Source organism: Novacetimonas maltaceti (assembly GCF_002906255.1).
Classification (GTDB): Bacteria; Pseudomonadota; Alphaproteobacteria; order Acetobacterales; family Acetobacteraceae; genus Novacetimonas; species Novacetimonas maltaceti.
On record NZ_POTC01000046.1, the window covers coordinates 1 to 24,356 of the forward strand.

A 24,356-nucleotide genomic window follows, 5' to 3' on the forward strand; every position below is an offset into this window, starting at 1 on the left:
AAAGTCACGACCGAATGGACACTAGTTGCTCTCGCATACAACTGTAAAAGAATGGCGCGGCTTCAGGCAGCATAAGCCAGGTCAGCCTTGGCGTTATCAGCCGCAAAATGCCCAACCCGACAGGCTGTTAGGGGCTGCCGGAACGCAGCATATTGGTACGATGTTTTTTTAAGGGCGGCGCTCTTCTGAAGCTTTTTGGAAAAAGCTTCACCAAAAACTTTCACTGTTTTTATCGACATATTATTTTCAAACAGTTACCCAGAAATATTGACGGATAATTTACAATATTCTGCTTCCAGTAAGGTGGAGCATCGTATGCCTGCTGGAGAAGATTTTATGTCTGAGGAAATTCGTCTCGTTATCTGGGACCTGGATGAAACATTTTGGCATGGCACCCTGACCGAAGGGGGTATTTCCTATTCGGATGAATACCACAATATTGTCGTGGAACTTGCCCAACGGGGCATCATGAGTTCCATCTGTTCCAAAAATGATCTTGAATCCGTCAGACACCTCCTGCAGGAAAAGGGAATCTGGGATTATTTCGTTTTCCCCAGCATCGACTGGTCCCCGAAGGGAGCAAGGGTTGCCGAAATCATCCGGCGTATCCAGCTTCGTCCTGAAACCGTCATGTTTATTGACGACAATACCCACAACCTGCAGGAAGTCCTGTCAGTCAATCCGAAAATCCACATTGCAGATGAGAAGATTATCCCACACCTCCTGACGGATGCCCGTTTCAGGGGCAAGGATGATTCCAGCCTTTCACGCCTGAAGCATTACAAGGTGCTGGAGAGCCGGGATGAGGAGAAGGAAAATTTCTCCAATATCGAGGACTTCCTGAAAGACAGTAATATCAGGGTCGAGTTCATCTACGATGTTGAAAACCATCTTGACCGTGCAATAGAACTGATCAACCGGACGAACCAGCTCAACTTCACGAAGCAGCGCCTGCCGGAGGATCGGCAGGAAGCCCGGGATATCCTGCTGTCGCAGATCAAACAGACATTCAGGTATTCCGGTCTGGTCAGGGTCAGCGATAAATTTGGCGATTATGGCATCGTGGGTTTCTACTCACTCGTCTATGTCAACAGAATCAGTTATTTTGAGCATTTCTGCTTTTCATGCCGCATACTTGGCATGGGAATCGAACAATGGGTTTACCAGTCGCTTGACCGGCCCGACCTGCATGTGCAGGGCACGGTCATATCGGACATCAATTCCCCGGCGCACATTGACTGGATCAACCAGGAGGGAGGTTCTTCCGACGCCATGGTGGCTGCCAGCAGGAAGAGCATATATGTTCGCGGGGGATGTCACGCCGCGGGACTGGCCCATTACCTCAAGCAGGGGAACCGCCATGTCGTCGAGGAGCAGAATTTCTGTCGCGACGGTGTCAGCATCCGCATTGACCACTCACAACTGTTCCATGATTCCATCTTTGGCCTGACCGATGAAAGGCTGGCGTGGATTTCAAAACTTGGCTACAGGAAAGAGGATTTCGCGACACAATTCGATGACATGACGTACGATGTTTACGTGCTGAATTTTTCCGTCGATGCATTGTACGCAACATATTCATATCAGGACGGCGCCACCCGGTATCCGTTCCCCGAGTGTCATGCGATCATGACGGAAAATTTTTCACAGGGGGAACATCATGACCAGAACAAATTCCTTGATGATGCCTTCCGCAATGTCGCATCTGGCGATTTCCATTACCATGCGCCGGACCCGGCCTATTTCGAAAACTGCCTCCGCAGCATCCTGCCCCGGATTCCCGAAGGGTCTTTCCTGTTCATCCTGCTTGGGGCTGAAAGATTCCTGAACCATGAAAATGAAGTTGAAAATGTTTCAACACACATCCCCTTCAACCGGAAAATCATGGAACTGACAGCCAACAGGAAAAATACCTTCCTGCTGCACATCGACGATTATGTAAAAGAAAGAAGTGACCAGACCGACAGGGAACATTTCGGGCGCATGGTTTATTACAGACTCTACAGGACCATAACCGAGGTCATTTCTGCTGATGCGTCCACCGCAAAAACAGAAGCCCCCGCATTGCACGAAGCATGATGCATGGGATTCTCCCCCTTTCACAACGGAAAGTAGCTAAAGTTTTTGGGTGTCGCCTTTTTTCAAAAAGGCGACGTTCCCTGAAGCTTTTTGAAAAAAGCTTCACCAAAAACTTTTAAATGATATCACCCGATCCCTCGACCGGTCATGGTTTCCAAAGGGTAATCCCCAGAACCCCGATTATCCCACCCTTGGCAGGCAGATCACAAACCGCGCACCAGTGACGTTCCCATCTGCATCGATCCGGTTTTCCGCGCTGATGGTCCCACGCAGGGCCTCGACAATCTGGCGGCTGATGGACAGGCCCAGCCCCGAATGCTGCCCGAAATTCTCGCTGGTCGGACGTTCGGAGTAAAAACGGTCGAAGATGTTGTCCAGCTTCGCCTGCGGAATGCCCGGCCCTTCATCCGCGACGGCAATCTCCACCATGTTGCCAGCCGGCACTGCACTCAGCAGGATCTGCCCATCAGGCGGCGAAAACGAAATCGCATTGCCGATCAGGTTGCGCAGCACCTGCACCAGACGGTCCTCCACCGCCATGACCGTCAGCGGCCGTTCCGCGCTGTTGCCGCTGCTCGCGACGCTCATCACCGGCTGTCCGGGCTGGCGCGTGGTCTGGTGGATTTCCGCCAGGACCGACAGCAGGGGCACCACGGCCACGGGTTCGGCGCGCGCACGCGACAGTTCGGCATCCACACGGCTGGCATCGGAAATATCGGTAATCAGCCGGTCCAGCCTGCGCACATCGTCATGGATGATCATCATCAGCCGCCGCTGGCGTTCGGGATCCTCGATACGCAGCAGCGTCTCAATGGCGGAGCGGATGGACGACAGCGGGTTCTTGATTTCATGGCTGACATCGGCGGCGAAGCGTTCGATGGCATCCATGCGCGCCCACAGCGCACTCGCGCTGTCCTGCAGCGCACGCGCGACTTCCCCGATCTCGTCACGGCGCAGCAGCAGGCGTTCGGGCACCGTGTCGGTCCGGCCAGAGGATTCGCGCATCACATGCGCCGATGCCGCCAGCCGCAGCAGTGGCCGCGCGATCGTCAGCGACAGGTACCATGACAGCAGGATCGTCAGCGCCAGCGCCATCAGGAACAGCGACAGGATGGAAGAGCGCACGGCAAACAGGGATCGGTCCACATCGCGCGCCTCGCGCGTCAGCTGGATGATCCCAACCGTGGTCTGCCCATCATGCATCACGGGTTCGGCCACCGTCACCATCAGGCGCTGGTGCGCGGTGCGACGGATATAGGGCGGCATCTCCATAATGCGCATGCCGTTTGGCCCGGCCACCGGCTGCACCGACGGATCGGTGTCGGGGGTGTCGAGCGTCATGATCCGCTCCCCCGACAGGGTCGGCAACTGCGACAGCAGCCAGTTGTACAGACGCTCGCCTATATTGCGGGATTCGGGGTAGAGCGGGGAGCGGTCCTCTTCCTCCCCCCCCGCACCATCATGGCCGCCCGTGCCGGAATGGTGGGGACGCGGGCCCACGCGCTCGGCACGGCTGTCGGCAACGGGCTGGCCATCGGGGGCGAACAGGCGGGCACGCGCGCTGGGGCTGGGCTCCGTCAGGCGCAGCAGCAGCGGCCGCGCCAGCGCAGGGTCAAGCAGGACACCATGGCGCGTGGTCGTCACCGCACTCTGCCCCAGCGCACCGGCATAGATGCGCGCCTGTTCACGCAGGGCGGAGACCTCGGCCTCAAGCAGGCTGTTCTGGAACTGAGTCAGGTACAGCAGCGTCAGCGCCAGCAGCCCCAGCGGCAGCATGTTGACCAGCAGGATCCGCCGCATCAGCGGCGAGACGAGCCGCGTGCGATATTCCATGTAGGCGGCAGCGGCGGCGTGGTTGCCCGACAGGCGGCCACTCCCCTTCGGGCGCAGGCGCGCGCCCAGGGCAGACAGGCGCTGGACAAGGTCAGGCATGGGGAACAGGCGCTTCAGGGGAAATTCCTACTCTTCCTTGTAGCGGTAGCCTATGCCGTACAGCGTCTCGATCTGGTTGAAATCCTCGTCCACCTGCCGGAACTTCTTGCGCACGCGCTTGATGTGGCTGTCGATGGTGCGGTCATCGACGTAAATGTTCTCGCCATACGCGGCGTCGATCAACTGGTCGCGCGACTTCACCAGCCCGGGGCGGGTCGCCAGCGCCTTGACCAGCAGGAACTCCGTCACCGTCAGCTGGATGTCGCGCCCGTGCCACAGGCACTGGTGGCGCGTTTCGTCCAGCGAGAGGTTGCCGCGCACCATGTTGCCCGCCGGGTTGGCGCCGACGGCCTCGTTGCGGGTCAGTTCGTTGCGGCGCAGCAGCGCGCGGATGCGTTCAAGCAGCAGGCGCTGCGAGAAGGGCTTGGTGATGTAGTCGTCCGCCCCCAGCCGCAGGCCCATCAGCTGGTCCACTTCCTCATCCTTGGACGACAGGAAGATGACCGGCAGTTGCGAACGCGCACGCAGCCGCTGCAGCAGTTCCATCCCGTCCATCCGCGGCATCTTGATGTCGAGCACCGCGAGGTCCGCCGGACGGCTCATCAGGCCATGCAGGGCGCTTTCACCGTCCGTATAGGTATGGACGGTGAACCCTTCCGCTTCCAGCGTCATCTGCACGGACGTCAGGATGTTGCGATCGTCGTCAACCAGCACGATCGTCTGTTTCGTCGGCTCCATCAGGATCTCTTCTGCTTCATCTGCGGATTGCGGCCACCGGGCGCGCGCGTCGGGGACTTGCCTTGAGGGGCGGTTGGAGCATAGCGTCATATCGACCCGCATGTCATGAGGGCATGCGCCATATTGATGAACATGAGGAAGGGACGGGACGGCCGCCCGGCGTCTGACGGTGCAGCACACAACAGGGGCAGTACGCAAATTCGGCATGCCTGTGCACACCGTCATGCCTTGTCCATCAGGCGACCGTTACCTACTTGATAGGTCATGACCCACGATACAGACCCCACCCACAACGCCGACGCCCCGCACGGCGCCGGCACCCACCAGCCCCAGGCCGAGGGCCAGCAGCCCCCGCATGACGCCCCTGCGGCAGAGGCGGCCGCCACGGCGGAAACCGGGGCCGAGCCGTCGGACCGCATCGCGGAACTGGAGGCCGAAGTCGCCGCCATGCGCGAGAAATGGATGCGCGCCGAAGCGGAAATGCAGAACCTGCGCACCCGCACCAAGCGCGAGATCGAGGACGCGCGGCAGTACGCCACGCAGAAATTCGCCCGCGACGTGGTCGAAGCGGCCGAAAACCTCAAGCGCGCGCTTGCCAGCCTGCCGGCCCCCACGGAAAACGAGGACGGCATCATCAAGAGCATGCGCGAAGGCATCGAAAGCACCGAACGTTCGTTCCTTGGCATCCTTGAACGCAACGGCATCGTCGCCGTAGACGCGCACGGCAAGCCGTTCGACGCCAACCTGCACCAGGCCATGGCGGAACAGCACAGCGACGAACACGCCGCGGGCACCGTCATGCAGGCATGGACGCCGGCATGGACGCTGCATGGCCGCCTGCTGAAGCCCGCGATGGTTGTCGTGTCCAAGGGACATGCCTGATATCACGGGCTGAAAATGCCGGTTGATCGGCTTCTCCCCCCTTGAAAGGGCGGGTGGGGCTGCTTAAATCGGAAATAACGCTGACGGTCCTGACCGGGTGGATGTGATCATGACAGTCCCCTGTTCCCCGCCGGCAAATGAATGATCAAAAGGGTTTTCGCGGATGCTTCGGGTCCACGGAAACCGCTATCAAGGAGAGTATTCATGGGTAAGGTTATCGGTATCGACCTTGGCACGACCAATTCGTGCGTTGCGGTCCGCGAAGGCGACGAAACCCGCGTCATTGAAAATAGCGAAGGCGCACGCACCACCCCGTCCATGGTGGCGTTCACCGACAACGGCGAAATGCTGGTTGGCCAGGCCGCGAAGCGTCAGGCCGTCACGAACCCCGCCAACACGCTGTATGCCGTCAAGCGCCTGATCGGCCGCCGTTATGATGACCCGACCGTGGCGAAGGACAAGGAACTTGTCCCCTATGCCATCGTCAAGGGCGACAATGGCGATGCCTGGGTCGAGGCGCAGGGCAAGAAGTACGCCCCGGCGCAGATTTCCGCCTTCATCCTGGGCAAGATGAAGGAAACGGCTGAATCCTACCTCGGCGAACCCGTCACGCAGGCCGTCATCACCGTTCCGGCCTACTTCAACGACGCGCAGCGTCAGGCGACGAAGGATGCGGGCCGCATCGCGGGCCTCGAAGTCCTGCGCATCATCAATGAGCCGACTGCGGCGGCGCTGGCCTATGGCCTGCAGAAGAAGAACGGCGGCACGATCGCGGTCTATGACCTTGGTGGCGGCACGTTCGACGTCTCGATCCTCGAGATCTCCGACGGCGTGATCGAGGTGAAGTCCACCAACGGTGACACGTTCCTCGGCGGTGAAGACTTCGACGCGCGCATCATTTCCTACCTCGCAGACGAGTTCAAGCGCGAGCAGGGCATCGACCTGCGTCAGGACAAGCTGGCCCTGCAGCGCCTGAAGGAAGCCGCGGAAAAGGCGAAGATCGAACTCTCCTCCTCCAAGGAGACGGAAATCAACCTGCCGTTCATCACGGCCGATGCGTCCGGTCCGAAGCACCTCGTGCTGAAGCTGACCCGCGCGAAGCTGGAAAGCCTGGTTGACGACCTGATCCAGCGCACGCTGGAACCCTGCCGCGCCGCGCTGAAGGATGCGTCGGTCAACGCTGGTGAAATCGACGAAGTGATCCTGGTCGGCGGCATGACCCGCATGCCCAAGGTCATCGAGGCGGTGAAGCAGTTCTTCGGCAAGGAACCCGCCCGCAACGTGAACCCTGACGAAGTCGTGGCCATCGGTGCTGCGGTGCAGGGCGCGGTGCTGCAGGGTGACGTGAAGGACGTTCTGCTCCTCGACGTGACGCCGCTGTCGCTGGGGATCGAGACGCTGGGTGGCGTGTTCACCCGCCTGATCGACCGCAACACGACGATCCCGACGAAGAAGAGCCAGACCTTCTCCACCGCAGAAGACAACCAGAACGCCGTGACCATCAAGGTCTATCAGGGCGAGCGTGAAATGGCGGCGGACAACAAGCTGCTGGGCACCTTCGACCTGACCGGGATCGCGCCCGCCCCGCGTGGCGTGCCGCAGATCGAGGTGACGTTCGACATCGACGCCAACGGCATCGTGTCCGTGTCCGCCAAGGACAAGGCGACCGGCAAGGAACAGCAGATCAAGATCCAGGCGTCTGGCGGTCTGTCCGAAGCCGACATCGAGAACATGGTCAAGGACGCGGAAGCCAACGCCGCCGCCGACAAGGCCAAGAAGGAACAGGTCGAGGCCCGCAACCAGGCCGAAGGCCTGACCCATCAGGTCGAGAAGTCCCTGTCCGAAGCCGGTGACAAGGTTCCGGCGGCCGACAAGACCGAAGCCGAGGCCGCGATCGCCGAGGTCCGCAAGGCCCTTGAAGGCACCGACGCCGAAGCGCTGAAGAAGGCGACCGATCGCCTGACGCAGGCCGCGATGAAGGTGGGCGAAGCCGTCTACAAGGCAGGCCAGGCCGAAGGTGGCGCCGCAGGTGCCGCGCCGGGTGCGGGTGCTGCTGGCCCGAACGGCGAAAAGGTCGTGGATGCCGACTTCGAGGATGTGGACGACAGCAAGAAGTCGTCCTGATCGTCGCAAGGCGTCATACATACTCCGGTAAAGGGGGTGCGGGGGCCACAGGCTTCCGCCCCCCGGTCCCAGGTGGCGCCCGTGCTTCATGGAAGACGGGCGCTTTTCCTGTTTTGAAGACATGATACGGATCCGATACGGATTCCAACCCCAATCGATAACGGTCCGCCGTGCCCATAGCAGGGACACCACCCATCCCCCGTCCCGGGGCGGCCCCGTTTCACTGAGGACCCATTATGGCCACCAATCTTGATTATTACGCGGTTCTGGAAGTCTCCCGTGATGCCGATGGCACCGAGATCAAGAAGGCGTATCGCCGGCTGGCCATGAAATACCATCCGGACCGCAACCCCGGCGATACCGAGGCCGAAAACCGGTTCAAGGAAATCAACGAAGCCTATGACGTCCTGAAGGACGACCAGAAACGCGCGGCCTATGACCGCTTTGGCCATGCGGCGTTCGAGGGCGGTGGCCCCGGTGCTGGCGGGTTTGATTTTGGCGGCGGCGGGCTTGGCGATATCTTTGAGCAGATGTTCGGCGACATGATGGGCGGGCGTCGCGGCGGACGCCGCGCGGGCGCCGACCTGCAGGTGCAGGTCAGCATCACGTTCGCGGAAGCCTTCTCCGGCGTGAAGAAGCAGATCAGCGTGCCCACGCGCGTCACGTGCGAAAGCTGCGACGGCACCGGTTCGGCCGACAAGGACCAGCCGGCGGAGGTCTGCCCCTCCTGCCATGGTGCGGGCAAGGTCCGCGCGCAGCAGGGCTTCTTCTTCGTCGAACGTCCCTGCCCGACCTGCCATGGCAGCGGCCGCCTGATCCGCAACCCGTGCAAGGTCTGCCACGGCACCGGCACGGTGGAGAAGAACCGCACGCTGGAAGTCGCGATCCCCGCGGGGGTCGAGGACGGGACGCGCATCCGCCTGTCGGGCGAGGGCGAGGCCGGTGGCGCGGGCGTCACACCGGGCGACCTGTATGTCCATGTCAGCGTGGAGCCCCATCCCCTGTTCCAGCGCGACGGGGCCAACATCTACTGTCGTGTGCCGGTGCGCATGACGCAGGCGGCGCTGGGCACGGAAATCGAGGTGCCGGTCGTCGATGGATCGCGCGCCAAGGTGAAGATCCCGGCAGGCACCCAGACGGGCGAGACGCTGCGCCTGCGCGGCAAGGGCTTCTCCGTCCTGCGTTCGTCCGCGCGTGGCGACATGTATATCCAGGTCGTCGTGGAGACCCCGCGCCACCTGACCCGCCGCCAGCGCGAACTGCTGGAGGAGTTCGAGAGCGACGGCGGTGGCCATGACAAGGGCAGCCCCGAGAGCACCGGCTTCTTCAGCAAGGTGAAGGACTTCCTTGAAGGCAAGCTCTGATCCCCGCTTTCCCCGATCCGGCGCGCCATGGTTGAAATGGCCGCCGGATCGGGTATAGGCTCTTTCCCCATATGCATGGTGTCCCCCCAACTTGCACCATGGATATGCTACAGGCGGCGCGATCCCCCGGTCGCGCCGCCATTCGTTTATGGAGGCTGTCTGAAAAGACGATCCAGGGAAAAACCTGAAAATATAAAAAGTTTTTGGGTGCCGCCTTTTTTCAAAAAGGCGGCGTCTTCTGAAGCTTTTTGAAAAAAGCTTCACCAAAAACTTTTATCAATTTTACCAAGAACACAGCGGGGCGGAGAGTTTCATGAACACGAAAACGGTGCGTATCGGCATTGCCGGGATCAACGGTCGCGTGGGCCGTCTGCTGCGTGAGGAAGTCGTGGCGGCGGGCGCCATCGTTGCGGGCGGTTCGACACGCAACGGCATCATGGAACCCGCCAGCAGCGACGCCGCCGGCCCGGCCTGTCCCATCTTCACCTCGATTGCCGACCTTGCAAAGGTCTGCGACGTGGTCATCGACTTCACCAACGTCGCGACCGTGCGCATGCATGCACAGGCGCTTGCGCAGGCGGGAACGGCCTGGGTGCTGGGCACGACCGGCCTGGGCGAGGAAGATCAGGCGGCGGTCGATGCAGCGGCGCAGCGCATCGCGGTGGTGCAGGCCGCGAACTTTTCCCCCGGTGTCACGTTGATGACCCGCCTGGCGCGCCAGATGGCCGCCGCCCTGCCGGGAAGCGAATATGACGCCGAAATACTGGAGATGCACCACAGGCAGAAAGTCGATGCACCGTCAGGGACCGCGCTGGCCATTGGCAATGCCGTGGCGGACGGGCGCGGCATCGTGCTGAAGGACCATATGGAGGCCGCCCGTGACGGACATACCGGTCCGCGCGCGGACGATGCGATCGGCTTTGCCGTGCTGCGCGGCGGGCAGATCGTGGGGGAACACAGCGTCATCTTCACATCCGCGAACGAACAGATCTCGCTTACGCACCGGTCGTTCAACCGCCGCATCTATGCCACCGGCGCGGTGCGCGCGGCACAGTGGATCGAGACGCGCGGGCCGGGCCTGTATTCGATGGAAAACGTGCTGGGACTGGAGTGAATTCCACGCGCGGGATGGGGGTATTCCGCAAAAAAACTTGACGCTAATGGGAACTTCGGCCAAATCCGTCCACTACTCAGCGCCCGTCCGTGCGGCGGCCCTATGGTTTTTACCAGATAGTATGGAATCAACATGCGCAACAAAGGCGACTTCCTGTTCACCTCTGAATCCGTATCGGAAGGCCATCCCGACAAGGTTGCCGACCGGATCAGCGATACCGTTCTTGACGCATTCCTGACGGCCGATGGGGAATCCCGCGTTGCGTGTGAAACCTTGGTGACGACCAACCGCATCGTCCTTGCGGGCGAAGTGCGCGGCCCCGCCTCCGTCACGCCGGAGCAGCTGATCCAGGGCGCGCGCGACGCCGTGCGCGACATCGGCTATGACCAGCCGGGCTTCTCGTGGAAGAACGCCGAGGTCGAATACTACCTGCATGCGCAGTCCGCCGACATCGCCGTTGGCGTTGACAGCGCGGGCGAGAAGGACGAGGGCGCGGGCGACCAGGGCATCATGTTCGGCTTTGCCACGCGCGAAACCGAAAGCCTGATGCCGGCCCCGCTGCATTACGCGCACGGCATCCTCCATCGCATCCGCGACCTGCGCAAGGCGGGCGACCCGCGCGCCGCCGCCCTGCAGCCCGACGCCAAGAGCCAGGTCACCCTGCGCTATGTCGATGGCAAGCCGGTGGGCGCGACCTCCGTCGTCATCTCCACCCAGCATGTCGAGGGCGCGAGCCAGAACACCATCCGCGAGGAACTGCGCGGCGTGGTGAAGGACATCCTGCCCGAAGGCTGGATGTGCCCGGAAGACGAATTCTACGTCAACCCGACCGGCGTGTTCGTGATCGGTGGTCCCGATGGGGACTGCGGCCTGACGGGACGCAAGATCATCGTTGACACCTATGGCGGCGCGGCCCCGCATGGCGGCGGCGCGTTCTCCGGCAAGGACCCGACGAAGGTTGACCGTTCGGCGGCCTATGCCTGCCGTTACCTGGCGAAGAACATCGTCGCCGCCGGCCTTGCCGATACCTGCACGCTGCAGATTTCGTATGCCATCGGCGTGTCGCACCCGCTGTCGGTCTATGTTGATCTGGCCGAAACCGGCAAGGACGTGGACGAAGACAAGCTGGGCCGTGTCCTGCGTGAGGTGATGGACCTGTCGCCGCGCGGCATCCGCAAGCACCTGCGCCTGAACCGCCCGATCTATACCCAGACCTCCGCCTATGGCCATTTCGGCCGCACGCCCGACGCAGCGAAGGACGATTTCACGTGGGAAAAGACGGACCTCGTCGACGCCCTGCGCAGCGCCTTCAACCGCTGATCGCCTGACGGCCCGGCCGGTCTCCGTTGTCATGACGGGGCCGGTCGCGCCATGACGCGATGGCAGGCCACGGCCCCATCGCCACAAGACCGATACCAAGGATGACTGTTTCCATGACGGCTAGTGTGGATGTAAAGGCGTCGCCTGATCGCCTGTACGGACGTCAGCGCGGTCATCCCCTGCGTCCGCGCCAGCAACGCCTGCTTGACCAGACACTGCCGCGCCTGCGCTTTCCCGCGATCGCCATGGCGAACCCCGCCAGCGCCTTTGGCCATCCACCGCGCGAAATCTGGCTGGAGGTCGGGTTTGGCGGGGGCGAACACTCCCTTGCCCAGCACGCGACCCATCCCGATGTCGGCTATATCGCGTGCGAGGTGTTCGATAACGGCCTGTGTTCGCTGCTGTCGCGCCTTGTCCCCGATGACCATGAAGCCGATGCACCGGTACCCGACATGCTGCGCATCTGGGACGAGGATGCGCGTATCCTGCTGCGCGAACTGCCCGATGCGTCGATCGACCGGGCGTTCCTGATGTTTCCCGACCCCTGGCCCAAGGCACGCCATGCCAAGCGGCGCTTCGTCCACCCCGACACGGTGCGCATGATGGCGCGCATCCTCAAGCCCGGTGCGATCTGGCGCGTGGCCAGCGACGATCCCACCTACCAGGCATGGGTGGAAGAAGTGATGGGCGCGCAGACGCTGTTCCGCACGGCACCGCCGGTGCTTGAACGGCCCGAAGGCTGGCCGCCGACACGCTATGAAGCCAAGGCGCTGAAGGCGGGGCGGCAGCCATTCTACTGGACGTTCGTGCGGAACTGACAGATTCCCTGCACGCAATACCGTCGCGTGCATGAAACATCCGGGCGCTGCTCGGACCCGGCAGGGATCGCGATCCCTGCACCCTGATCTATCTAAAATTCATGGTTTCCAAAGGGTAATACCCTTTGGTGGGGTTTCAGGGGCAAAGCCCCTGAGACAACAGCCCTTACGACAACGCCGTCCCCGTCAAGCGCTCCGACACCTGCCACAGGCGCTGTGCCAGTTGCAGGTCGCGGGCGGCAGGCGGCACGATCGCCTCCGTCACATTGCCGCGGCGTTCGCCCCAGCCATCGGGGCCGTAGTACCCGCCATCGCGAGCCTGTGGCGCGGTTGCCGCGAACAGGATCGGCAGCGCGCCATGTTCGGCCGACTGCCCGAACAGGGTGAAGGCCACCAGCGTCGCACGCCGCAGCAGGCGCTCACGCAACCCCTGCGGGCTGGAGGAGCGGCTGACGGCGATATCGGTCATGGCCCAGCCGGGATGGGCGGCAATGGAATGGATCGGCCATCCATGCTGGCGGGCCTGCCGGTCAAGTTCGAGGGCAAGGATCAGGTCGGCAAGCTTGCTCTGCCGGTAGGCGCCAAACGGGGTGTAATGGTGGCGGGCCTGCAGGTCGTCGAACACCAGCGTCCCCGACAGCGCGGCAAGGCTTGCGACCGTGACGACACGCGCCCCTCCCTTGCCCGCGCACAGCAGCGGACGCAGCCGTGCCGTCAGCGCGAACGGGCCAAGATAGTTGGTCCCGAACTGCAGTTCGAATCCGTCGGCGGTCTCCTGCCGCTTTTGCGGCCCCATGATGCCGGCATTGTTGACAAGGATATCGACCGATCCCGTCCGCCCCGACAGGTTCTGCGTGAAATCGGCGATCGATTGCAGCGAGGCAAGGTCCAGCGCCATGAAATCCGCGATTCCGTCCGGGCAGTCCGCACGCAGCCGTTCCAGCGCGGCCGCGCCCTTGGCCGGGTTGCGCCCGGCAAGGATGACCTCCGCCCCGCGCGAAACCAGTCCCCGCGCGGTGGCATATCCCAACCCGCCGGTCGCCCCGGTGACGACCGCCACCTTGCCCTTCAGGCTTGGGGCCTGCGTGATATCCCAGTGCACTGTCATGATGTGGCGTCCTGCTTTTCGGATTTCTGCATGTCTTTTTCCATGGCGGCTTCGGCTTCTTCGGTCAGGCGCTGCTCATTGCGGCGCAGGAAGATGACGGAACCTACAAGCCCGATGGCCCCCAGCACGCCGAACATGATGCCCACGGGACCGGAAATCTGCATCACCTTGTGCCCAAGGTAATAGGCCCCGAACGCATATCCCCCCGCCCAGAACAGTCCGCCCAGCGCATTGAAGATCAGGAACAGGTGCCACGGCATGTGGTTCGCCCCGGCCAGCAGCGCGATGAACACGCGCAGTATGGCAACAAAGCGCCCGAACATGACGATTGTTCCCCCATGCCGCTTGAACATGAAGCGTCCCAGCGCCAGCCGCTTTGGCGTCAGCCCCAGTTTCGCGCCATGGCGTTCGAGCAGGGGGAAGCCGAAGATCCGTCCGATCAGGTACCCGAAATTATCCCCCATGATCGCGCCAAGCACGGCGGCAGTGGCAACCCAGCGGATATCCATGTGGTGCGTGCTGGCGCAGTAGATCGCGGCGGAAATCAGGAGCGTTTCGGCAGGCAGCGGCACGCCCATGCTTTCCAGCATGACGATAACGCCAACTACGCCATAGCCATAATGCTGAAAAAGCTGTTCAAAATGCTGGAGCAGTGGACTTTATCCGTCTTGTGACAAGTGTGATGCATGAAGGACAAGGCGTGGGAATATCCGCCCCACTCCCCTGTGCCAAGTTCTATCATGACGTTCTGAAGATGGCAGGAATAAAACATGACCCCTCCCCCTTCCACTCCTGTGGCCCGGACCGCCCTTTCCTTTGGCACATGGCCGTCCCCCATCAGCGCCGACCTTGTCGCCGGGGCCACGCTGGGCCTGTCGGACGTGCGGGCCGATGGCGCGGACATCTACTGGATCGAGGGACGCCCGGCGGAGGCAGGCCGCCGCGTGCTGGTGCGCTGGCGCGATGGGGTCACGCGCGACATGACGCCACCGCCGTTCGATGTCGGCACGCGCGTGCATGAATATGGCGGCGGGGCCTATACCGCAGCAAAGGGCCGGATCGTGTTCAGCAACCGCGTGGACGGGTCCGTATGGCTGATCGACGGTGACGGCGCACCACGCGCGCTCGGCGGGATGGACGGCCTGCGCTTTGCCGATTTCGCACTCAGCCCGGACGGGCGCTTCGTCTTCTGCGTGCGGGAGGATCACAATACCGGTGGCGAAGCTGCGGCCGCCATCGTCGTCTTTGACTGCGGCACGGAGGCCGACCCAACCGACAATGGCGGCACGGCACTGGTGATGGGACCGGATTTCCTCGCCAGTCCCCGTCCCTCGCCCGACGGGCGGTTCATGGCGTGGGTGGAATGGGACCATCCCAACATGCCGTGGGATGCGACGCGCCTGCGCGTGGCCTCCCTGTTGCAGGAAGGGTCGGACATGCCCCGCCTTGCCGCGCCATGGACGCTGGCGGGGGATGATGGCACCGCGCGTTCCGTCATCGAGCCACGCTGGACGGCGGACGGCCACCTGCTGGCGTCGTCGGATATCAGCGGGTGGTGGAACCTCTACCGCTTCGATATCGCAGACGCCTCTCCTGCGGTGCCCGTGGCCCCGATGCAGGCGGAAATCGGCCTGCCGCAATGGATATTCGGCCTGCGTAGCTACTGCCCGCTGCCCGATGGGTCGATCCTTGCGCTGGCCATCCGCGATGGGGAAAACCGCATGGTCATCCTGCGCGATGGCGCGGCAACCCCGGTGGACCTGCATTTCCCCACGCAATGCCCGGTCGCGCTGTCGGACGGGACGCTGGCATGGCTGGACACGCCGCCTGACGATGCGGCGTCGGTAGTGCGGGGCATGCCGGGACAGTCGCCCACCATCCTGCGCCGCGCGATCTCCCTGCCGATGGCGACGGATGATATTTCCCACGCGCAGGCGCTGCACTTCCCCCTGTCCGATGCGGCGGATGGCACGGGACACGCATTTTTCTATCCCCCCGCCAATGCGCGTTATTGCGGCGTGGCCGACACGCTGCCGCCTCTGGTGGTCATGGCGCATGGGGGGCCGACGGGACGGGCAAACCCCGCTTTTTCATTCAAGGTACAGTGGTGGACATCGCGCGGCTTTGCCGTGGTGGATGTCAATTACGGCGGCTCCACCGGGTTCGGCCGTCCCTACCGCCTGCGGCTGGAGCGCGAATGGGGCATCGTGGATATCGATGACTGCATCGCCGCGTGCCGGTATCTGATCGCGCAGGAGTTGGTGGACCCGAAGCGCATCGTCATACGTGGCAGCAGCGCGGGCGGGTTGACGGTGCTGGGCGCGCTGGCGCGTTCCGACCTGTTCGCTGCCGGGGCCAGCCTGTATGGCGTGACCGACCTGCGTGCGCTGGCGCAGGAGACACACAAGTTCGAGTCCCGCTACCTTGATTCCCTGATCGGGCCGTATCCGCAGGACGAGGACACCTATATCGCGCGCTCGCCCCTGGCGCAGGCGGCGGATATCCATGTGCCGGTCCTGTTCCTGCACGGGTTGGATGACAAGGTGGTGCCCCCCGCGCAGGCGGACGAGATGGCGCGCGCCCTGCGGCAGCGTGGTGTTGCCTGCGCACAGTATGAATTCGAAGGGGAAGGGCACGGGTTCCGCAAGGAGGCGACGGTGCGCCGCGCCCTTGAACTGGAACTCGATTTCTACCGGCAGGTGCTTGGCCTGCCGACGGCGCAGGACGGTGAACACGTCGTCCTGCGGTAAAGCGTATAAGTTTTTGGTGAAGCTTTTTTCAAAAAGCTTCAAAGAACGCCGCCTTTTTGAAAAAAGGCGGCACCCAAAAACTTTTACTCTTTTCAGTCTTCTTCCGCGACGATGGCGGAGGATTCACGCGTGGGGCGGAAACGTCCCTCGCGCAGGGCATCCTCGATATCCTCCAGCGAGGCGCCACGTGTTTCCGGCACGAAGAAGTAGATAAACAGGACCGACGCCAGGTTGACCCCGGCATAGAACCACATCGTCCCGCCCAGCGTGATGGTGGACACCAGCGTCAGCGCCGTGCTGGTCACCAGCAGGTCGCTGCCCCACAGCATGGCCGAATGCAGGCTGGTCGCGTTGCCGCGCATCGACAGGGGGAACATCTCCGCCCCCAGCAGCCATCCGACCACCTGAATACCGCCGGCGTTGAACACCATGAACAGCAGCATGAAGACGATGATCATCCAGCTCCCGATGCTGCCCTTGTCCGGATGGATCAGGAACATGATGCCCAGACCCACGAGGCTGAGGACCGAACCCGGCCCCATCACCAGCACAAGGCGGCGACGGCCGATACGGTCCACGATGTTCGACCCCAGCACCGTCATCACCAGATAGACGATGGAGATGCCGATGCTCGCCATCAGCGCGGCCGAACTGCCAAAGCCCGCATCCGACAGGAAGGTCGGGGCGTAATAGATCATCATCTCCAGCCCGCCAGCCTGCGTGAAGAACGCAACGCCAAGGGCGGCGACAAGGGCGGGACGCACCCACGGCTGCATCAGGCCGCGCCAGCCGATGTCACGCGGGTCCGCCTCGTCATTCGCAGTGACCTGGATGCGCTTGAGCTCCTTGCGGATCTCGCGCCGGGAGGTGCGGATGCGGCGCAGCTGCTCGATCGCGGAATCAAGGCTTTCATTTTCCGCTGCCCAGCGCGGGCTCTTGGGCAGGAAGAACATGGAAATGAAGACGACCGCCGCCGGGATGGCCGCGATCGCCACCATCGGCCGCCAGCCCCACGCATCACGGGCGACAAAGCCGATGACGTTGGCGGCGAAGATGCCTATGCCAATGGCGATGTTGAACATCGTCACCATGTGGCCGCGCTTCTTCGCCGGGGCGAGTTCGGAGATGTACATCGGCACGACCTGCGTCGAACCGCCCACCGCAAGGCCAAGGAACACACGCGCGGCGATCAGGGCATAGACATCCGGCGCCCATGCACACGCCATCGCGCCAAGGACGAACACCGCAGTGACGATCATGACGGAGTTGCGACGCCCGAAGCGTTCGGACATCCATCCGGTGATGAACGACCCCATGACCGCACCCGCAAGGATCGCGGACGCCACCATCTCCTGATAGAAGCTGCTGAGGTGGAAATCGCGCGTGATCAGCAGCAGCGCGCCGGAGACGATGCCGGTATCGTAGCCATAGAGGCCACCGCAGATGGCGGCCACGATGGCTGCGAGCCAGAGTGTCTTGTGCGCGTTGGGCGAGATTTCGAGATCGGAAAGGTCAGGGATGGGTTCGGGCTGGGAGGAGGGTCCGGCCTGGGACTGGGGGGAATAATTCTGCATGCGTGTTCCTTTGTTTCGATGTCTGTCTAATTCCCGGCGTCACACAGGGTTCCATCCGTTTTGCACCGGACATGACCTGCCGCGCCAAGGGCTGCCTTCATTTCCGCGACATGCGCCATGGCCGCACGGAAGGCGGACCAGTCATCGTCCCGGGCGATGGGCCGCCATATGTCTTCCACCGTCTCGATCCACATCGCGCATGGATCGTCGCGCGTGAAATAGGGAAGCGAGACATCGACCCCCGCGCGTGGCGGATGGCTTTCGATCTGCTTTCGCAACGTCTGGAATGCCGGGGATTCGTAAAAGTACTTCCTCGGTCCAGACATGGCGCGGTCGCGACTGATGGCGCCACCATACCAGTCAAAGAACAGGAATTCAAACCCGATCGCACTCTCTTCGAGAAAAGACCACACGGATTCGCGCAGTTCCGTGGAGCTATTTCTTGATATTTCCTCAACACCCAGACGTTGCAGTGCACAAATATCGAGGAACCTTTCGTACCTTTGCGGGAACCTTTCGAAAATACTTCTGATCTTCTCCATTTCCGAAAATGGCAGCAGACATTCCGCCATCCGCGCCAGATTCCACATCATCGCGGTTGGTTGCCGGCCAAAGGCATACAGGCCCGAATGGTCGAAATAGGCCGCCGTGAAGGTCGGATCATAATGCGGCGCGAACCGCCACGGGCCATAATCGAAGCTTTCCCCCGCGATGTTGATGTTGTCGGTATTGAGCACGCCATGCACGAACCCCGCACTCATCCACTGCGCCGTCAGCAGTGCAAGGCGCGTACATAGTGCATCGAGCAGGGTCGCCGCCGGGTCCTCCGCCCCCGCCAGGGCGGGATAGTACGTCTCCATCACGTAATCGAGCAGGCGACGCAGCGACGGCGTATCCTGCATCGCGGCAAGGCGCTGGAACGTGCCGATGCGGATATGGGAATGACCCAGTCGCGCCAGCACGCATGATCGCGTGGGCGAAGGCTCGTCCCCCCGGTGCAGCGCCTCCCCCGTCTCGATCACGCTGAGGCTGCGTGACGTGGTGACGCCGATCGCGTCCAGCGTCTCGCTCGCAAGGATTTCGCGCACGCCTCCCTTGAGCGTCAGTCGCCCGTCACCCCCGCGCGACCACGGCGTCGTGCCGCTACCCTTCGTCCCGATATCGAGCAGTCGCCCGTCGCACGCATCATATAACTGCGCGAACAGGAAGCCGCGCCCGTCGCCAAGGTCGGGGTTGTAGGACTGGAACTGATGGCCGTGATAGCGCAGCGCCAGCGGCTGCGGCAGGCTGCCGGGCAGGGCTTCGAACCGGCCAAGGTGGGCGATCCACTCCGCCTCCGTCAGGGTCTCGAGGCCGATGCGCGCCGCCGCTTCCTGATTGCGAAAGCGCAGGATATGGGCCGGGAAGCTGGCGGGCCGCACCGGGTCATAGAACGCATCCCCCAGCGTCATGTGCCGTGTATCGGGTCGGTAGGCGGGGGAAAAGGGCATAAGGTTCAACCTTGGGAGATGGGCAGGACAGGAAGGTCAAGCGAGACGGCGGCAGGGGCGAAGCAGGCTTCGACCTGCGGCACCGGCACCACGTCATCTGCGCCACACGACCAGCACGGGGCGTTGTCACGGTCGATCAGGCGCGCACGGACCCCTTCGGCGAAATCCGGACGCGCGACCAGCGCACAGACAAGCCGGAACTCCTGCTCCAGCACCATGTCGAGGTTGGGCAGCGCCCGCGCCCTGAAGAATGCGCGCCATGCCACTTCTACCGCGAACGGGTCCGCCTGCGCCAGCGCCGCAAGGTCATCGCGCGCCCATGGGGCGTCGCAGGCATGCAGGCGTTCGGTCACCACCTGCATGTCGGGGGCGTCATACACGGCGTCAACCCCGGCCATGTCGCCCCAGCCGCCATCGGCCACCGGCACGCGGGGCGCGAGGTCGAGCACACGCCCCGCCGGATGGCGTGCAAGATCGGCCGCCACCTGTTCCAGATCGCCCGAGGGCACCATCCGGTCGGCAAAGCCACAGGCGATGGCCTGCGCCCCGTCCATCCGTCCGCCCGTCACCGCAAGGCGCAGTCCCGACAGGCCCGGCGCGCGTGACAGCAGGTAAGACCCGCCCGCATCCGGGGTCAGGGCGATCGCGACCTCCGGCATGGCAAGGACGGAACGCTCCGTCACGATGCGATGACGCACATGCCCCCCCAGTCCGATGCCGCCGCCCATCGCGATCCCGTCCATGAAGGAGACGATTGGCTTGGGATAGGCCGCCAGCACGGAGACAAGGCGATAGCTGGCGCGAAAGACCGCGCGCACCGCCGCAACCCCATCCGTGGGCAGCAGCGCATGAAGCGCCCGCAGATCGCCCCCGGCGCAGAAGGCGCGCGGCGTCGTGCTGTCGAGGAGGATGGTCCGCACGTCACGATCCCCGCGCCAGCGTTCAAGGCAGGCGGCAATCCCCTCGATCATGCCGATGTCGAGCGCGTTGAGCGCGCGCGGGCGATCCAGCGTGATGCGTCCCAGATGCCCCTGGCGTGAAATACGCAGCGTTTCGTGTGTCATCGCGACGGCGTCTCCCGAATTGTCGTGCATCTTCAAGCATGACAGAATAAAGGAGCGGAACCCCCACCAGCCGCATGTTTTAATCAGCGCGCGATCATGTGACGTCAGGAAGGACAGGACAACGTAATGGGTATCGACGCCCGGACCTATCGGGATGCAATGGCGCGACTGGGTGCGGCCGTAAATGTGGTGACAACCGGCACGCTGGAAGACCCGGCCGGCTTCACCGCCTCGGCCGTGTGTTCCGTCACCGATGACCCGCCGACCCTGCTGGTCTGTGTCAATCGCGCGTCACGCATCCGCCCGCGCTTTCGCGAGGGGGCAGCGATGTGCATCAACGTGCTGTCTGCCGCCCAGCAGGAGATTTCCGGCATATTCGCCTCCGCCCGGGAGCAGCATGAACGCTTCGCCTTTGGCCACTGGGCCACGCTGACGACAGGTGCGCCGGTGCTGGAGGAGGCGGTGACCTCCTTCGACTGCCGGATCGAGCGTATCGTGGAGGTCGGGACCCACAGCGTGATGTTCGGCGCGGTCGAAAGCCTGCGCAATGGCGACAGCCATGGCGGCCTGATCTATTTCAACCGCACCTATCATATCCTGCCCCCCTCCGGCGACGCCTGAAACCACACGGGGATTTTACGCGAAATTAACCCCTTTGCGACCGTATGGGCCTTCCCGGACACGGCAGGACACGGCGGATGCGCAAGATCAGACAACGCGGTGACAGGACACCGCAGGACGGTGACGACGGACCGGACGTGCCGGTCGTGACATGGCGCATGCTGATCGGCATCCAGGTGGGGGTGACGGTGTTCATCATGCTCATGGCGTGGTGGGACAGCATCCTGCCACGGTAAGCGGCGATGCGGCCAACAAAGCATTGATAAGGTTGATAAAAGTTTCTGGGTGCCGGATTTTTCCAAAAAGGCGGCGTCTTTCGAAGCTTTTTGGGAAAAGCTTCACCAAAAACTTTTCCACATCCGGCCGCACTTTCCCATGCTTCATGCCAACGTCACCTGCCGGGGGCTTCATTGCCACCGGATTGAGGCGTATATCCGCACAGGATGACAGGAGCGGCAGGACAGATGGGCAAGGATGATCGTCAGGACGAAACAGGGACACAGGCCACCGTCTTTGGCGTCGAGGTCGAGCGGATGCTGGACCGTGCGCAGGACATGTGCCGCCGCCATGGCGCGCGCCTGACGCAGCAGCGCAGGCTGGTGCTCGGCCTTGTCCTGAGCGCCGACCGGCCCATCGGGGCGTATGACCTGCTCGACCGCCTGCGCCGCGACACGAAGGGGGCCGCGCCGCCAACCGTCTATCGCGCACTGGACTTCCTGCTCGAACAGGGACTGATCCACAAGATCGAACGCCTGTCCGCCTTTGTCGCCTGCCGCCACATGCTCCATAGCGCGCATGAATGCGACAACCACCTGCATAGTGCCCAGTTCCTGATCTGCACCAAATGCGGGCATGTGACCGAACTTGAAGACAGCCAGATCGTCCATGCTCTGGTCACCGCGACACAGGCGCGGCAGTTCAGCCTGCGCACCTCCACCATCGAAGCCGAGGGCATCTGCGCTGCCTGCGCCTGAAAGCTATTTCAAAACAACATATTAACAAAAGTTTTTGGGTGCCGCCTTTTTTTAAAAAGGCGGCGTCTTCGAAGCTTTTTGGAAAAAAGCTTCACCAAAGACTTTTGATACTTTCAGGATTTCACAGCGGCTCCCAACGGATGCCACCTGCCGCATCACAGTGATTGCATCCCCGGCGCATTTCCCGGCATGATGCAGGCCAGCCTGCCGCCACGGGGCGGAGCACAAACCACAGAGCCCCGCATCCGGGCGGAGTGTCGCGATGACGCGTTCGCGTCGCAACGAAACGGGCGAACTGCCCCTCGACCTGCCCCTGTCGCATCCACCTGCCGTCCCACGGGACACCGGGCCAGCCCCCACAAAGCGCAAGGCCCGTCAGCCCAACACGCCCCCCGCCGGGCAGGAGGACCTGTTCGCGCGTCCCCTGCCACCGGTTGCAACCCCACCCCGCCGGGTCACGCACCTTGATGCGGCGGAGGTGGGACTGTCCTTCGTTCCCCTGCGCCAGTTCGGACCGGCGGATGCCGCTGACGGCTTTTTCTATATCGTAACAACGGCCCGGCAGGCCGATTCCATGCTGGCCAATGGCATCGACATCAGCCCCCGTGCGCCCATGCCGCTGACGGAACGGCCGGGCGTCATGGCATGGTACACGGACCTGAGCGAGGACATGGACGCCATCGCCGACGAAGGCGGTGTGGCGATCCTGCGCCTGCGGCGTTTTATGGTGAATGATCTGGTTGAAAATGATCCTGATCATACCCGGGCCTATGGGGTTCCATGCTACTTCCTGACAGGTGTGGCGCGTTCCGCGCCGATCTGAGCAGGAATTGAAACAGGCCGGTCTTCCCGGCGTCCCTTTTATCTGAGCCCGAACCGACCGGGGCCCCGTGCCCCGCGCGTTGGTAACGAAGAAGAAATAAAATGAAGGATCAGCATATATGAATCAGTCGGTCACCCAGCCCGTGGGGTCATCGCGCACGCGCGCCCTGATCATCGGATGCCTTGCGGCACTGGCGGGCCTGATGGCCGGCCTGGATATCGGCGTCATTTCCGGCGCGCTGGATTTCGTAGCCAAGGAATTCCATGCCTCCACCCTGGCGCAGGAATGGATCGTCAGTTCCATGATGGCAGGCGCGGCCATGGGATCGATGTGCGCGGGATGGATGTCGCACCATATCGGGCGCAAGCGCACGCTGCTGATCGGGGCAGTGGTGTTTGTCGCCGGGTCGCTGGAATGCGCACTGGCATGGTCGGTGCCGTCCATGATCATCGGTCGTGCGGTCATGGGGCTGGCGATCGGGGTCGCGGCCTTCACGGCCCCCCTCTACCTTTCGGAAATCGCGAGCGAGACTGCACGCGGGGCGATGATCTCCACCTATCAGTTGATGATTACGGCGGGTATCTTTCTCGCCTTCATGAGCAACACGTTCTTCAGCTATTCCGGCAACTGGCGCGGGATGTTCGCCGTGGCGGCGATACCGGGGGTGCTGTTCCTGATCGGTGCGCTGTTCCTGCCGTTCAGCCCACGCTGGCTGATGATGAAGGGCCGCCGCAGCGAGGCGCTGGAGGTGCTGGCCAACCTGCGTGACAGCCGCAGCGACGCCCGGCGCGAGATCCAGAGCATCAGCGACCAACTCCAGCAGAAACAGAAGGGCTGGGCGCTGCTGGCGAACCGCAACTTCCGCCGCTCCATCCTGCTGGGCATGGGATTGCAGATCATGCAGCAGCTGGCCGGGGTGAACGTGGTCATGTATTACGCGCCCAAGATCTTCGCGCTGGCGGGGTATGTCGGCCCGGCGCAGTTGTGGTGCACGGCGATGGTCGGGCTGGTGAACATGCTGGCGACGTTCGTGGCCATCGGGCTGGTGGACAAATGGGGGCGCAAGCCGATCCTGTATACAGGCTTCCTCATCATGGCGGTTGGCATGGGCAGCCTCGGCCTGCTGCTCAACTCCCTGCCGCTGGGTCCGGGAGAGCAGATCATCGCCGTGTTCATGCTGATGATCTACATCTCCGGCTTTTCTATGTCGGCAGGCCCCCTGATCTGGGTCCTGTGTTCGGAGGTGCAGCCGTTGCAGGGGCGTGACCTTGGGATTTCCATTTCCACACTGACCAACTGGATCGCCAACATGATCATCGGCGCGACCTTCCTGTCGCTGCTGCAATGGATCGGCAATGGCCCGACCTTCTGGATGTTCGCGGCGTTCAACCTGGCGTTCGTGTTCGTGACGTGGCGCTTCATCCCTGAGACGCGGGACATGAGCCTGGAGGGAATCGACGCGAATTTCTCACACTTGAGGAAATTTTGGGTTATTTTGTAGAATTCAGTCATCCCACAGGAGCCCGATCTGGAATATTGACGATATTCTACTTCTGGCGGCGGGTTCTGAACGCAGTGAGG

General features: G+C 62.6%; 21 protein-coding genes. 13 read left to right on the forward strand and 8 right to left on the reverse strand.

Going from position 1 to position 24,356, the window contains the following annotated elements; translation table 11 throughout:
* Nucleotides 1-62: 62 nt before the first annotated feature.
* Entirely contained in the window at nt 63-239 is a 177-nt protein-coding gene (locus tag KMAL_RS17305; RefSeq protein ID WP_180999833.1) for a hypothetical protein, read from the reverse strand.
* A 76-nt stretch (nt 240-315) separates the two neighbouring features.
* Here KMAL_RS17305 and KMAL_RS12990 point away from each other — a divergent pair, with 76 nt between their 5' ends.
* On the forward strand, nt 316-2,079 hold the full coding sequence (locus KMAL_RS12990) for an HAD-IIIC family phosphatase (RefSeq protein ID WP_110096105.1): 1,764 nt from the start codon (nt 316-318) through the stop codon (nt 2,077-2,079).
* A gap of 180 nt (nt 2,080-2,259) precedes the next feature.
* Here the strand turns inward: KMAL_RS12990 and KMAL_RS12995 are convergent, their stop codons facing one another.
* Together KMAL_RS12995 and KMAL_RS13000 are read right to left on the reverse strand one after the other, a co-directional pair.
* On the reverse strand, nt 2,260-4,011 hold the full coding sequence (locus KMAL_RS12995; RefSeq protein ID WP_408887925.1) for a stimulus-sensing domain-containing protein: 1,752 nt from the start codon (nt 4,009-4,011) through the stop codon (nt 2,260-2,262).
* 27 nt (nt 4,012-4,038) lie between these two features.
* On the reverse strand, nt 4,039-4,749 hold the full coding sequence (locus tag KMAL_RS13000; RefSeq protein WP_110096106.1) for a response regulator transcription factor: 711 nt from the start codon (nt 4,747-4,749) through the stop codon (nt 4,039-4,041).
* Nucleotides 4,750-5,013: 264 nt separating this feature from the next.
* On the opposite strand from KMAL_RS13000, the gene KMAL_RS13005 reads away from it, so the two are divergent.
* From KMAL_RS13005 to trmB, 6 genes are all read left to right on the forward strand, one after another.
* The gene (locus tag KMAL_RS13005; RefSeq protein WP_110096107.1) at nt 5,014-5,631 is read left to right on the forward strand and encodes a nucleotide exchange factor GrpE; all 618 of its coding nucleotides are present in this window, start codon (nt 5,014-5,016) and stop codon (nt 5,629-5,631) included.
* A gap of 204 nt (nt 5,632-5,835) precedes the next feature.
* The gene (gene dnaK, locus KMAL_RS13010; RefSeq protein ID WP_110096108.1) at nt 5,836-7,755 is read left to right on the forward strand and encodes a molecular chaperone DnaK; all 1,920 of its coding nucleotides are present in this window, start codon (nt 5,836-5,838) and stop codon (nt 7,753-7,755) included.
* Nucleotides 7,756-7,991: 236 nt separating this feature from the next.
* On the forward strand, nt 7,992-9,119 hold the full coding sequence (gene dnaJ / locus KMAL_RS13015) for a molecular chaperone DnaJ (protein WP_110096109.1): 1,128 nt from the start codon (nt 7,992-7,994) through the stop codon (nt 9,117-9,119).
* Nucleotides 9,120-9,432: 313 nt separating this feature from the next.
* Nucleotides 9,433-10,233, forward strand: a complete 801-nt coding sequence (dapB, locus tag KMAL_RS13020; protein WP_110096110.1) for a 4-hydroxy-tetrahydrodipicolinate reductase — start codon at nt 9,433-9,435, stop codon at nt 10,231-10,233.
* 132 nt (nt 10,234-10,365) lie between these two features.
* A complete protein-coding gene (gene metK / locus KMAL_RS13025) occupies nt 10,366-11,553 on the forward strand; it encodes a methionine adenosyltransferase (RefSeq protein ID WP_110096111.1) in 1,188 nt (395 codons plus the stop codon).
* Nucleotides 11,554-11,666: 113 nt separating this feature from the next.
* The gene (gene trmB / locus KMAL_RS13030) at nt 11,667-12,371 is read left to right on the forward strand and encodes a tRNA (guanine(46)-N(7))-methyltransferase TrmB (RefSeq protein ID WP_110096112.1); all 705 of its coding nucleotides are present in this window, start codon (nt 11,667-11,669) and stop codon (nt 12,369-12,371) included.
* Nucleotides 12,372-12,537: 166 nt separating this feature from the next.
* On the opposite strand, the gene KMAL_RS13035 is transcribed toward trmB, so the two are convergent.
* Together KMAL_RS13035 and KMAL_RS13040 are read right to left on the reverse strand one after the other, a co-directional pair.
* On the reverse strand, nt 12,538-13,479 hold the full coding sequence (locus tag KMAL_RS13035) for an SDR family oxidoreductase (RefSeq protein WP_110096113.1): 942 nt from the start codon (nt 13,477-13,479) through the stop codon (nt 12,538-12,540).
* Entirely contained in the window at nt 13,476-14,069 is a 594-nt protein-coding gene (locus tag KMAL_RS13040) for a DedA family protein (RefSeq protein ID WP_180999834.1), read from the reverse strand. The genes KMAL_RS13035 and KMAL_RS13040 overlap by 4 nt, the downstream gene beginning before the upstream one ends.
* A gap of 180 nt (nt 14,070-14,249) precedes the next feature.
* Between KMAL_RS13040 and KMAL_RS13045 the strand changes: the two genes are divergently transcribed.
* Nucleotides 14,250-16,229, forward strand: coding sequence for a S9 family peptidase (locus KMAL_RS13045; protein ID WP_110096115.1), 1,980 nt, complete (start codon nt 14,250-14,252; stop codon nt 16,227-16,229).
* Between the two features lie 92 nt (nt 16,230-16,321).
* Here the strand turns inward: KMAL_RS13045 and KMAL_RS13050 are convergent, their stop codons facing one another.
* The 3 genes from KMAL_RS13050 to KMAL_RS13060 are packed head-to-tail and all read right to left on the reverse strand — an operon-like array spanning nt 16,322 to nt 20,357.
* Entirely contained in the window at nt 16,322-17,803 is a 1,482-nt protein-coding gene (locus KMAL_RS13050; RefSeq protein WP_110096116.1) for a sugar porter family MFS transporter, read from the reverse strand.
* Between the two features lie 26 nt (nt 17,804-17,829).
* Nucleotides 17,830-19,293 carry a protein adenylyltransferase SelO family protein gene (locus KMAL_RS13055; RefSeq protein ID WP_110096117.1) on the reverse strand — a complete coding sequence of 488 codons (1,464 nt, stop codon included), beginning with the start codon at nt 19,291-19,293 and terminating at the stop codon, nt 17,830-17,832.
* 5 nt (nt 19,294-19,298) lie between these two features.
* Nucleotides 19,299-20,357: an enoyl-CoA hydratase/isomerase family protein gene (locus KMAL_RS13060; RefSeq protein WP_110096124.1), complete on the reverse strand. Its 1,059-nt coding sequence runs from the start codon at nt 20,355-20,357 to the stop codon at nt 19,299-19,301.
* Nucleotides 20,358-20,483: 126 nt separating this feature from the next.
* Here KMAL_RS13060 and KMAL_RS13065 point away from each other — a divergent pair, with 126 nt between their 5' ends.
* The 5 genes from KMAL_RS13065 to KMAL_RS13085 all read left to right on the forward strand — a co-directional run bounded on the left by KMAL_RS13065 (nt 20,484) and on the right by KMAL_RS13085 (nt 24,276).
* Entirely contained in the window at nt 20,484-20,978 is a 495-nt protein-coding gene (locus tag KMAL_RS13065; protein ID WP_110096118.1) for a flavin reductase, read from the forward strand.
* A 77-nt stretch (nt 20,979-21,055) separates the two neighbouring features.
* A complete protein-coding gene (locus KMAL_RS17310; protein ID WP_167400165.1) occupies nt 21,056-21,214 on the forward strand; it encodes a hypothetical protein in 159 nt (52 codons plus the stop codon).
* Nucleotides 21,215-21,442: 228 nt separating this feature from the next.
* On the forward strand, nt 21,443-21,952 hold the full coding sequence (locus KMAL_RS13075) for a transcriptional repressor (RefSeq protein ID WP_110096120.1): 510 nt from the start codon (nt 21,443-21,445) through the stop codon (nt 21,950-21,952).
* A 262-nt stretch (nt 21,953-22,214) separates the two neighbouring features.
* Nucleotides 22,215-22,775 (forward strand): hypothetical protein, encoded by a 561-nt coding sequence (locus tag KMAL_RS13080; RefSeq protein WP_110096121.1) that lies wholly within the window; start codon nt 22,215-22,217, stop codon nt 22,773-22,775.
* A 118-nt stretch (nt 22,776-22,893) separates the two neighbouring features.
* Nucleotides 22,894-24,276: a sugar porter family MFS transporter gene (locus KMAL_RS13085; RefSeq protein WP_110096122.1), complete on the forward strand. Its 1,383-nt coding sequence runs from the start codon at nt 22,894-22,896 to the stop codon at nt 24,274-24,276.
* Nucleotides 24,277-24,356: the final 80 nt, after the last annotated feature.